This window comes from Pseudomonas sp. Hp2 (assembly GCF_006386585.1).
Taxonomy (GTDB): domain Bacteria; phylum Pseudomonadota; class Gammaproteobacteria; order Xanthomonadales; family Xanthomonadaceae; genus Pseudomonas_S; species Pseudomonas_S boreopolis.
The window spans coordinates 310027-320709 of sequence record NZ_VAHJ01000004.1 but is presented as its reverse complement, the minus strand read 5'-3'; the positions used below and the strand labels follow the sequence as shown (position 1 = coordinate 320709).

Annotated in this window: 12 protein-coding genes; 6 read left to right on the top strand and 6 right to left on the bottom strand. The window is 70.5% G+C overall.

The window, feature by feature from the left end:
* Positions 1-421 precede the first annotated feature (421 nt).
* Positions 422-1009, top strand: a complete 588-nt coding sequence (locus tag FD678_RS14440; RefSeq protein ID WP_140725001.1) for an OmpO family porin — start codon at positions 422-424, stop codon at positions 1007-1009.
* Positions 1010-1151: 142 nt separating this feature from the next.
* On the opposite strand, the gene FD678_RS14435 is transcribed toward FD678_RS14440, so the two are convergent.
* The 5 genes from FD678_RS14435 to FD678_RS14410 form a co-directional block, all read right to left on the bottom strand.
* A complete protein-coding gene (locus tag FD678_RS14435; RefSeq protein ID WP_140724998.1) occupies positions 1152-2177 on the bottom strand; it encodes an NAD(P)H-dependent glycerol-3-phosphate dehydrogenase in 1026 nt (341 codons plus the stop codon).
* Between the two features lie 19 nt (positions 2178-2196).
* Positions 2197-2715, bottom strand: coding sequence for a protein-export chaperone SecB (secB, locus tag FD678_RS14430; protein ID WP_140724995.1), 519 nt, complete (start codon positions 2713-2715; stop codon positions 2197-2199).
* Positions 2716-2833: 118 nt separating this feature from the next.
* Entirely contained in the window at positions 2834-3271 is a 438-nt protein-coding gene (locus tag FD678_RS14425; protein WP_177497811.1) for a rhodanese-like domain-containing protein, read from the bottom strand.
* A 78-nt stretch (positions 3272-3349) separates the two neighbouring features.
* Positions 3350-3766 carry a hypothetical protein gene (locus tag FD678_RS14420; RefSeq protein WP_140724990.1) on the bottom strand — a complete coding sequence of 139 codons (417 nt, stop codon included), beginning with the start codon at positions 3764-3766 and terminating at the stop codon, positions 3350-3352.
* Positions 3767-4066: 300 nt separating this feature from the next.
* Positions 4067-4540, bottom strand: a complete 474-nt coding sequence (locus FD678_RS14410) for a YiiD C-terminal domain-containing protein (protein WP_218569742.1) — start codon at positions 4538-4540, stop codon at positions 4067-4069.
* A gap of 43 nt (positions 4541-4583) precedes the next feature.
* Between FD678_RS14410 and FD678_RS14405 the strand changes: the two genes are divergently transcribed.
* From FD678_RS14405 to FD678_RS14395, 3 genes are all read left to right on the top strand, one after another.
* The gene (locus FD678_RS14405) at positions 4584-5348 is read left to right on the top strand and encodes a uroporphyrinogen-III synthase (RefSeq protein ID WP_140724983.1); all 765 of its coding nucleotides are present in this window, start codon (positions 4584-4586) and stop codon (positions 5346-5348) included.
* A gap of 157 nt (positions 5349-5505) precedes the next feature.
* Positions 5506-6435, top strand: a complete 930-nt coding sequence (locus tag FD678_RS14400; protein WP_218569741.1) for a uroporphyrinogen-III C-methyltransferase — start codon at positions 5506-5508, stop codon at positions 6433-6435.
* Positions 6432-7694: a heme biosynthesis protein HemY gene (locus FD678_RS14395; protein ID WP_140724977.1), complete on the top strand. Its 1263-nt coding sequence runs from the start codon at positions 6432-6434 to the stop codon at positions 7692-7694. The genes FD678_RS14400 and FD678_RS14395 overlap by 4 nt, the downstream gene beginning before the upstream one ends.
* Before the next feature lie 156 nt (positions 7695-7850).
* On the opposite strand, the gene FD678_RS14390 is transcribed toward FD678_RS14395, so the two are convergent.
* Positions 7851-9131: an acetyl-CoA C-acetyltransferase gene (locus FD678_RS14390; RefSeq protein ID WP_218569740.1), complete on the bottom strand. Its 1281-nt coding sequence runs from the start codon at positions 9129-9131 to the stop codon at positions 7851-7853.
* A gap of 104 nt (positions 9132-9235) precedes the next feature.
* On the opposite strand from FD678_RS14390, the gene FD678_RS14385 reads away from it, so the two are divergent.
* A complete protein-coding gene (locus tag FD678_RS14385; RefSeq protein ID WP_177497809.1) occupies positions 9236-10123 on the top strand; it encodes a hypothetical protein in 888 nt (295 codons plus the stop codon).
* A gap of 90 nt (positions 10124-10213) precedes the next feature.
* A complete protein-coding gene (locus FD678_RS14380; RefSeq protein WP_140724966.1) occupies positions 10214-10645 on the top strand; it encodes an acetyltransferase in 432 nt (143 codons plus the stop codon).
* The last annotated feature ends 38 nt before the right edge of the window (positions 10646-10683 follow it).

The following is a 10683-nucleotide window of genomic DNA, read 5'->3' as shown; positions in this document are numbered from 1 at the left end:
TCGGAATGGAGAGCGTCGCCCCTTCCTTAAAGCGAAGGCGAGCTCCTTGCCACGCACAACCATCCACTGGCCTACCCAACGTGGCAGAGCGTAACAATGTGTTCTACGTCTCGTCAATATTTTGACGAGATTCAACAAAAATGTGGCTGTACGTCACACGCAAGGCACAGCGATCGGTTTCCGGCCCCCGTGGGGCGGGTGCGGCGCCAACGGAATTTTCACCAATGGGGCCGCGCACGGGCATGGATCCAGGCCACGACATGCCCGATTCCGCGCGAAAAGTTCCTGAATCCGGCCTTTAATTTATGTACCGGTCAGTTCTGAATTCAGGGGCGATTCCGCCGGCTAACGGAGAATTTACATCTCGGCAGCGAACGGTCTTCGACCTCAGCGCCGTAATAACCAATAAAGAGGTAACGACATGAAAGCTTCCCTGCTCGCTCTCGGCCTGATCGCCGCCCTCCCGTTCGCCGCCTCGGCCGCGGACAACCTCTCGTACAACTACGTCGAGGGCAACTACACCAAGACGAACGCCGACAACGGCGACGCCGACGGTTGGGGCTTCAAGGGCTCCTACGCCTTCCACCCGAACTGGAGCGTGTTCGGCGACTACAACAAGCAGTCGCTCGACCACAGCGACCTCGACGTGCAGCAGTACCGCCTGGGCGTCGGCTACAACTACACCATCGCCCCGAGCACCGACCTGGTCGCCCGCGTGGCCTACAACAAGTTCAACCCGGACCGCTCGCCGAACGGCGTGAAGTACGACTTCGACGGCTACAGCGCCGAGGTCGGCCTGCGCAATGCGTTCGGCCAGCACTTCGAGGTCTACGCGCTGGCCGGCTACGAGGACTACTCCAAGAAGCACGGCGTCAACCCGGACGGCGAGTTCTACGGCCGCCTCGGTGGCCAGGTGAAGCTCAACCAGAACTGGGGCATCAACGGCGACATCAAGATGGCCAAGGGCGGCGACAAGGAATGGTCGGTCGGCCCGCGCTTCAGCTGGTAAGCGCACCGCGCGTCTGCGGCGCGTCCTCTCTCCCGCGTCGCACTCGAAGCCCGGCCGCAAGGCCGGGCTTTTTTTGAGAATGCATAACCGACTACGTCAGTGAATGACGAGCCACGGTGAGCCCGGCCGGACCATCCCTGGTTTACTTGAACAACGTATCCGGATACTCCGGCTTCTGTTCGCGCGCCAGCAGTTCCTTGAGGCCGGCTTCGGGGGTGATCTCGCCGTGCAGCACCGCGCGCACCGCATTGGAGATCGGCAGCTCGATGCCATGCGCCTCGGCCTGGCGCATCACCTCGTCGGCGGTCTGCACCGACTCGACCACCTGGCCGATCTCGCGGACCGCATCGGGCAGGCTCTGCCCGCGCCCGAGCGCCAGGCCCAGCCGGCGGTTGCGCGAGAGGTCGCCGGTGCAGGTCAGCACCAGGTCGCCCAGGCCGGCCAGGCCCATCAGGGTCTCGGGCTTGCCGCCGATCACCGCGGCCAGCCGCAGCATCTCGTTCAGGCCGCGGGTGATCAGGCCGGCGCGGGCGTTCAGGCCCAGCTGCATGCCGTCGGCGACGCCGGTGGCCACCGCCAGCACGTTCTTCATCGCCCCGCCCAGTTCGGCACCGACCATGTCATCGCCGGTATAGGCGCGGAACGCGGGGCCGTGCATCGCCTCGGCCACGACCTGGGTGAAGCCGGGATCGTCGCCGTGCACCGTGATCGCGGTCGGCAGGCCCTGGGTCACTTCCTTGGCGAAGGACGGGCCGGTGACCACGGCCAGCGGCACGTCCTGGCCGAGGATCTCGCGCGCCACCTCGTGCAGGAAGCGCCCGGACCCCGGCTCGAAGCCCTTGGTCGCCCAGGCCACGCCGGCCTCGGCCGGACGCAGCGGCGCCAGCACCTTCACGGTCTCGGTGAAGGCGTGCGACGGCACCACCACCAGGATCCAGCCGGCACCTTCGACGGCGGCGGCCAGGTCGGTGGTCGCGCGCAAACCCTCGGGGAGCGCGATGCCGGGCAGGTAGCGGGGATTCTCGTGGTCGCGGTCGATCGCTTCGACCACCTTCGCGTCCCGGCCCCACAGCACGGTCGGGTGACCGTGCCGTGCGACCAGCGCGGCCAGGGCGGTGCCCCAGGAGCCGGCGCCGAGGACGGCGATTTTCCGTTTCGGATCGCTCATCCGCTGATCGGAACCCGGATCAGGCGTTGCCGGCCGGCTCGGAATCGGCCAGCGACGGGGCCTCGCCCTGCTGCGCGCGCTGGCGCAGGGTCTCGGCGTACAGCGCCTCGAAGTTGATCGGCTGCAGGAAGAACGGCGGGAAGCCGCCGGCCTGGATCAGGTCGCTGACCAGGGTGCGCACGTACGGGAACAGGATGTTCGGGCACTGGGTGCCGAGCAGCACGTCGACCGCCTGCGGCTCCAGGCCGACCAGGCCGAACACGCCGGCCTGCTGCACTTCGGCCACGTAGGCGGTACGGCCGGCGGCGGTGCAGGTCAGGGTCACGCCGAGCACCACCTCGAAGGCGTTCTCGTTCAGGCGCTGCACCTTCTGGTTGAGGTTCAGCTGCAGCTCCGGCTGGCTGCCGTCGTTGAACACGGCCGGGGCGTTCGGAGACTCGAAGGAAACGTCCTTGACGTAGATCTTCTCGATGGTGAAGGCGGGGCCGGCGGCGGCTTCGGCCGGCGCGGCGGCGCCGTTGGTGGTTTCGTCGGACATTCCTGGACTCCAGAAAACGGTTCTTGGTAAGTGATGCGGTGGGTGGAACGCTTGCTAAACGGCAAGTATCTCATGACAGCGATGGGGACTTGCCAGCGCCACCACAAGGGTGCAGGGATCAGGCGCGGCCCTTCACCAGCGGCAGGTCGGCCTGCTGCCAGGCGGGAATGCCGCCCTCCAGCCAGTAGACCTTCTCGAAACCGGCCTGCTTGAGCTTCTTGGCCGCGGCCGCCGAGGCGGTGCCGTTGCGGCAGACCAGCACGACCGGCTGCGACTTGCGGTCCGCCACCAGCTTGTGTCCGGCGTCGAACTTGCCGGCCACGGCGTTGCGGCTGCCGGCGATATGGCCCTTCTCGTAGTCGGCGGCGGCCGACAGGTCCACCACCAGCGCGTTGTCGCTGTTGATCAGGCGGGTCAGCTCGACCGGCTTGACGGCCTTGTAGCCGCGGAACAGCCGCGCGATCTCGGTGACGATGATGGCGAGGGTCAGGCCGACCAGGGCGATCGATAGCATGGGGTTGCGGCCGGCAAAGGCCTGCAGCTCTTCGAGATTCACGGGCTCACGGGGATCGATGAAGCGGGCCGGCGATTGTCGCACAGCCGGCGGGCGCGCCGGTTACCGCGGCGCCGGCCGTCATTCGCCCTTCCACAGGTCGGGCAGGCCGGAGGCCAGCCACCACTGCTTGGCCTTGGGGTCCCAGCGCCAGACCTCGCGGACCCGCACGCTGCGCTCGGCCAGCGTGTTGCGGTTGATCAGCCGGATCTCCACCTCGCGCACCACCCGGTCCTCGCCCTCGGTGCCGCTGCGCAGCTCGCTGTAGCCGGAAATCTGCACCTGCTCGTAGCGGGCCCGCTCCAGGTCGGTCTGCGGGTGTTTTTCGCGGTATTCCGGATCGACCATCTCCTCGGCGCGGTCCAGGTCGCTCCAGCGGACCGCCGCGGCGTACAGGCTCTGCGTTTCCTGCAGGCTGCGCTGCTGGGCACGGCTCAGCGCCTGCGCGCTCCCGGCGAGCAGCAGCAGGCAGATCGACAACCAGGCGAGTCGGCGCATCGAGGCATCCCCTTAGAGCGTGCTATGGACTTTGGAATGAAATGCGTGGGTCGTCAGCGGTGCGGAGCCGGTGTCGCGTGGGGCCGCCTTGGCGGGTGGCCAAGGCAAGCCGCGCGGCGCCGGCTCCGTGCCGCTGACGGCCCACCCTCCGGGAAGTGGCCTGGGGCGCGCCGATACGGCGTTGCGCGCTTTGCCCAGGCGGCCAGCCTGGGCTGCAGCGCACGCCTTGTCTCGACACGCCCCAGGCCGCTTCGCGCTCATCCCAAAGTCCATAACACGCTCTAGAGGACGCCATCGTACTCATTCGCGCTTGGCCAGCGCCACGAAGCGCCCGCTGAAGCTCGCCGCGACCACGCCGGATTGCAGCGTCACCTGCGCCTGCACGGTGATGCGGGCCTTGCCGCGCTGGCGCAAGGTCGCCAGGAACGCGTCCCCGCTCTGGCCCTCGGCCGGCGCCGCGCACGCCACCAGGTCCTCGTAGACCGGCGCCAGGTAGCGCAGCTGGCTGTCGGCCACGTAGATGTCGGCGACCTCGCCGGCCGCCTGCAGGTGCAGGTTCAGCCAGCTCCATCCGGCCAGGGTCATCAGCGACGCCAGGCTGCCGCCGAAGGCGTTGCGCTTGTCGTTGACGTTGGCCTCCAGCGGCGCGCGCAGGCACAGGCCGCGCTCGTCCAGGCCGGCGACCGCGATCCGCATCGCCGCCACGGGCGGCATCGCATCCAGGTGCCGTTGCAGGTTCTGGAGCGCGGGTGACAGGCGATCGGCATGGAGCATGGACAACGACCGTGGACGACGAAGGGCTCGCATAATGCCCGCAATGACCCCATCGGCACATGACTGGTACCTGCTTTCGTTGCGCCCGGCCGGCGCGCACGCGGGATTGCGCGCCGCCTGCGCGCGCGCCGGCGGGCGGTTGCTGGCGCTCTCGCCATGGCGGATCGAGCACGATCCCGATGCCGCCGCGCGGCACGCATTGCAGGCCGCGCTGCGCGCCCCGGCGACGCTGTTCACCAGCCCGGCCGCGGTCGCGGCGGCGCAGGCGATCGACCCGGCGTTCGCCGGCGCGCTGCGCCAGGCGGTCTCGGTCGGCGAAGGCACCGCGCGCGCGCTGCGCCGGCACGGCATCCGCGACGTGCTCGCCCCCGCGCGGATGGACAGCGAAGGCGTGCTGGCCTTGCCGCAACTTGCGCGCTACGACGCGATCGGGCTGGTCACCGCTCCCGGCGGGCGCGGCGTGATCGCGCGCGACCTGCAGGCCCGCGGCGTCGCGGTCCTGCGCGCCGACGTCTACCGGCGGGTTCCGGTCGCGCTGCCGGCGCAGGCGATCCGGCGGCTGGAACGCGTCCTGCCCCGTAGCGTGCTCGCCCTCAGCAGCGGCGAGGCGCTGGAACTCCTGCTGCGCCAGTTGCCCGCCGATGCGCTCCAGGCCTTGCGCCGGCGGCCGGTGGTCGCGGCCAGCGAGCGCCTGGCCGCGTACGCGCATGAGCACGGGTTCATCGAGGTCCACCGCGCCGAAGGCCCGATGCCCGCGCAGCTCGCGAAAGCCGCCGCGGCGGCGATGACACCGCGCATACCTGGCTGAACTAGGACGTGCCATTGCGCGCGCGCGTCTTGCCGTCGCGACGCGACGCACGCCATGCTGTTGCGCGACGCCGGCGGCTTCCAACGCCGTGCCACAGCCAGGAGGCCGCATGGATCCGACGCCGAGTACTCCACGACGACCGCGATGGGCATGGGTCATGCTGCCCGTGGTCGTCGTCGTGCTTGCGGCGGCGGGCTGGGGCGGCTGGCGCGCCTGGCATGCGTACGCCACCGAGCGCGACCGCGTGGCCGGCGAGGAGCAGCGCCGCTGGGAAGCCTTCGACCAGACCCTGGAGACCCTGCGCCGCGACCAGCGGGCGACCAGCGAACGCCTGCAGGACGCGGCGGCCACCAACCGGGTGTTGCGCGACGAGATGCTCGGCCTGGGCCAGCGCAGCGCCTTGCTGGAAGAAACGGTCTCCAAGCTCGCCGATCCCAGCCGCCACGGCGCGCAGGCGTTGCGGCTGGACGAAGTGGAACTGCTGCTGAGCCAGGGCCAGCAGCGGCTGGCGATCGCCGGCGACCTGGATGGCGCGCGCAGGGCCTATGCGCTGGCCGCCGGCGCCCTGGCCGGCATCGACGATCCCGCATACCTCAACGTGCGCCAGACCCTGGTGCAGGAACGCAACGCGCTCGATGCGCTCGGCGCCGGCCCGCAGGCCGCGCTGGGCGGCGAGCTGGAACGCCTGGTCGGGCAACTCGACGCGCTGCCCGCCCAGGCGGCCGATGCGGCCGGGGACGCGCGCCCCTGGTGGCAGAAGCTGCTCTCGCCGCTGGTCCAGGTGCGCCCGTCGCGCGGCAACGTGCTGGTCGCCCAGTCCCAGCGGATCGGCGCCCGCGATTCGCTGCAGATCGAGATCAGCCTGGCGCGCGCGGCGCTGGAGCGCGGCGACGCCACGGCCTGGAAGCAGGCGCTGGCGCGGGTCGACGGCTGGCTCGTCCGGCTGTGGCCGGACAGCGCGGCGCTGCGTCGCCTGCGTGCCGAACTGACCCGGCTGCAGCATGCCCCGCTGCGGCCGGCCACGCCCGAACTGGGCAGCACCCTGCTGCAGTTGCGGGCCATGCGTGAAGGGAGGAACGGACCATGAAACCGCTGCGTACCCTGCTGATCCTGCTGGTCGCCGTGGCCTTGGGCGTGCTCGGCGCGCAATGGCTCTCGCGCCAGACCAGCTACGACGTCGGCGAAGTGATCGTCCGCGCCGGCGGCAACGACTACGTGGCGCCGGGCCCGCAGGCGCTGCTGCTGCTGGTGATCGCGCTGCTGGTGCTGTGGCTGCTGTGGACGCTGCTCAGCCTGCCGTTCCGCACCTGGAACCGCTATCGCCGCAAGAAGGGCCGCGCCCGCCTGATCGAAGGCCTGCGCGCCGCCGAGCACGGCCAGTGGGGCAGGGCCGAGAAGCTGCTGGCGGCCGCCAGCGAAGACGACGAGGTCGGCGCGATCGCGCTGGCCAGCGCGGTGCGCGTGGCCGACGCGCGCGGCGACGATGCCGCGGTCGAGGCGTTCGCGCGCAGGCTCGGCGAGCGCGACCCGCAGGCCCACGCGCTGCTGCAGGCGGAGCGCTTGCTCGCGAAGGACCGCCCGGTGGACGCGATCAACGCGCTCGACGTGGCCGGCGCGCAACCGCTGCCGCCGCGCGGGCTGCTGCTGCGCACCGAGGCGCTGGCGCGGATCGGACGGGCCGACGAGGCCTATGGCCAGCTGGGCGCGCTGCGCCAGCAGCAGGTCCTGGCCGGACAGGCCTATGGCGAGCTGGAAACCCGGCTGGCCGCGCAGGCCCTGCAGCAGGCCGGCGATGCCAATGCCCTGGCCGTGCGCTGGGAAAGCGTCCCCAAGTCGCTGCGCACGATGCCGTCGGTCGCGGCGGCCTATGCCTCGCGTGCCGCCGCGCTGCGCTGGGACGATGCCGCCCTGCACAGCCTGGAGCAGGCGCTGGACGGCCGCTGGGACGAGTCGCTGGCGCGCCTGTACGGCCTGCTGCCGATGGAGAAGTACGACTCGCGCCGCGCCAGCGCCCAACGCTGGCTGACCCAGCATCCGGACAGCCCCGCGCTGCTGCTGACCCTGGGCCGCCTGGCCCGGCACCAGCACCAGGCCGCGCAGTCGGAGGAGTTCCTGCATCGCGCGATCGCGCAAGGTGCCGGCGCCGAAGGCTGGGAGGAACTCGGCCACGGCTTCGCCGCCGCCGGCCAGGACCGCACCGCCCAGCAGTGCTACGCCAACGCATTGCGCGTGGCGCGCGGCGAACCTGCGCTCGACCTTGCGTTGCGCGACCTGCAGCAACGCATCGCCGACGAGGCCGTCCCCGAGGAACGCGACGAGTTCGGCCATCCGCGCCTGCGCGGCTGATACCAGTCCCATCGCGGCGCGCGCCGCTGCGCTATCCGGCGCATAGCCTCCTGCAGTTCAAGGGGGCGCGCGGAAGGCGGATTTGGAAGCCACGGAGCCGGGGCCCGAGGTTTTGCGAAGCAGGAGCTCGGGCGATTTTCCCGCTGCGCAGGAAAATCAGCGTTCGACGATCGCCACCACGCCCATGCCGCCCGCGGTGCAGATCGACACCAGCGCGCGGCCGCCGCCGCGCTGCTTCAGCTCCTTGGCGACGGTGGCGACGATGCGCGCGCCGGTGGCGGCGAACGGGTGGCCGGTCGCCAGCGAGGAACCCAGCGGGTTGATCCTGGCCGGGTCGATCCGGCCGAGCGGCGCGTCCAGGCCGAGCCGGTTGCGGCAGTAGTCCTCGCTCTCCCAGGCGCGCAGCGTGCACAGCACCTGGGCGGCGAACGCCTCGTGGATCTCGTAGATGTCGAAGTCCTGCAGGACCAGGCCCTGGCGCTTGAGCATCTCCGGCACCGCCACGGTCGGCGCCATCAGCAGGCCTTCGCCATGCACGAAATCGACGGCGGCGACCTGCGCGTCCCGGAGGTAGGCCAGCGGCTCATGGCCGTGCGCGCGCGCCCACTCGTCGCTGGCCAGCAGCACCGCGGCGGCGCCGTCGGTGAGCGGGGTCGAGTTGGCGGCGGTCAGCGTGCCGCGGCCGGAGACCTTGTCGAACGCCGGCTTCAGCGTCGCCAGTTTCTCCACCGAGGTATCCGGGCGCAGGATGTTGTCGCGGCTGACGCCGCGGAACGGCGCGATCAGGTCCTCGAAGAAGCCGCTCTCGTAGGCCGCGGCCAGCTTCTTGTGCGAGGACACCGCCCATTCGTCCTGCGCCTCGCGCGAGATGTTCCATTCCTTGGCCATGTCCTCGCAGTGGTCGCCCATGCTCTTGCCGGTGCGCGGCTCGGCCACGCCGGGGAATTCCGGCTTGAGCTCGCCCAGGCGGAAGCCGGAGAGCATCGCCTTGATCTTGTCGCCGGTGGTCTTGGCGCGGTTGGCGGCGAGCAGGCGCGCGCGCAGCTTCCTGCCGTAGACGATCGGCACGTCCGAGGTGGTGTCCGAGCCGCCGCCGATGCCCGAGTCGATCTGGCCGAGCGCGATCTTGTTGGCGATGTGGATGATCGTGTCCAGCGAGGTGCCGCAGGCGCGCTGCAGGGTAATGCCGGGCGTCAGCGGCGACAGCCCCGACGACAGCGCGGCCTCGCGCGCCAGGTTCCAGTCCGAGGAATGCTTGATCACCGCGCCCATCGCCACCTCGCCGAGCTGCTGCCCGTGCAGCCCGAAGCGCTCCACCAGCGCGCCGAGCGTGCGTACCGACATGCCGAGATTGCCGACGTCCGAGTAGGCGGTGTTCTGGCGGCAGAACGGAATACGGACGCCGCCCAGGATGGCGACGGGGCGAGGAGAGGACATCGAGGGACCTGGCATGGAAGGAAGACTCGGGGTGGCCTGCACGGGGACGGCAGGCATAATGGCCGAAGTGTAGCCTCGACCCCGTGATGGGCCAACCGCGAACCATGAGCACTAGCGACCTCGGCACCACCGCCCTCGGCGTACTGGCCCTCGAACTGGCCGGCGGCACCGTCCCGCGCGTGGCCGCGCTTTCCTCCGACCAGGCCGGCGCGCTGGCCGAGCGGGTCGGCCGCGACCTGGCGCAGTGGGTGCCGCAGGTGCGCGAGCTGGAGCTGAGCTTCGCCGCGGCGCATTTCGATCCGGCCGAGGTGCTCCGGCCGGGCTGGTCGATGCATCGCCGGCTCGACGAACTGCAGGCGCGCGCTCCCGGCCGCAACCAGGGACCGCGCGTGCTCGCCTTCGGCGCCGACGCGCAAGGCCAGGTCCCCCTGCCGTTCCAGGCCGATGCCACGCTCGGCGGCGGCAGCCTGCGCGTGCTGCCGTTCCTGCTCAGCGGCGACCCGGCCATCGTGCGGCAGGTCGCCGCCGCGCTGGAGGACGTGCTGCTGGCGCAGGGCATGGCCCAGGCCGATACCGCACTGCTGGCGCAGGACGCGTTCGGCGCGCGCATCGAGCACGCGCGCTACCTGACCGTGCACGACCTGGCCGCGATGATGTCGATGCAGTACGACAACCAGGGCCTGGCAGCGCTGTGGCCGCTGATCGAGGTCGCACTGCTGGCGCCGGAGCAGGAGGAATGGCTGGATGCCCCGCCCGAGCCGCTGCTGCGCTACGCCGGCGGCGAAGTGCGCATGGCGCTGTTCGATCCCGCCAGTTGGTGCGCGCACTACGGGCAGGATCGCCAGGAGTGCGAGCGCCTGCGCGGCGTATACGAGCAGTTCCTCGCCCGCCAGCGGCAGATGGCCGCGGTCCTGGAGGCGCACGGCATCCCGGTGCTGTACGTGCACATCGAGAACGGCGAGGACGCCCGCGCGGCGCTGGCCGGCGCGTAGCGCATTTTCATTTCGGGTGCTTGCGGATCCCGCGTCCCACAGTCATCCCATGTGTCGTCGCTCGATTCCGAAAATGCCCTAGAGCGTGTTATGAACATCCGTGCTCGCGTCGCCGCGGACGATCCCATCCTGGTCGACATCTGGCATCGCGCCGTGCGCGCCACCCACGCTTTCCTGAGCGAACAGGACATCGCGGACCTCTATCCGCAGGTCAGGGACGTGTATCTGCCGAATGTCGCGGTGTGGATCGAGGAGACGGCGCAGGGCCGCATCGCCGGCTTCATCGGCATCGACGGCGCGCAGGTGGAAATGCTGTTCGTCGACCCCGAACTGGCAGGGCATGGTACCGGCACGCGCCTGCTCGACCATGTCAGGACCCTGCACCCGCGTCTCACCGTCGACGTCAACGAGCAGAATCCGCGCGCGCATGGGTTCTATTCGCGCTATGGCTTCAAGGACGTCGGCCGCTCGGAAACGGACTCGGCCGGCAGGCCGTTCCCGCTGGTGCACATGGCGTATTGATCCGCCTGCCATCCGCAGGGAGCCGGGCGAGGCCGGCT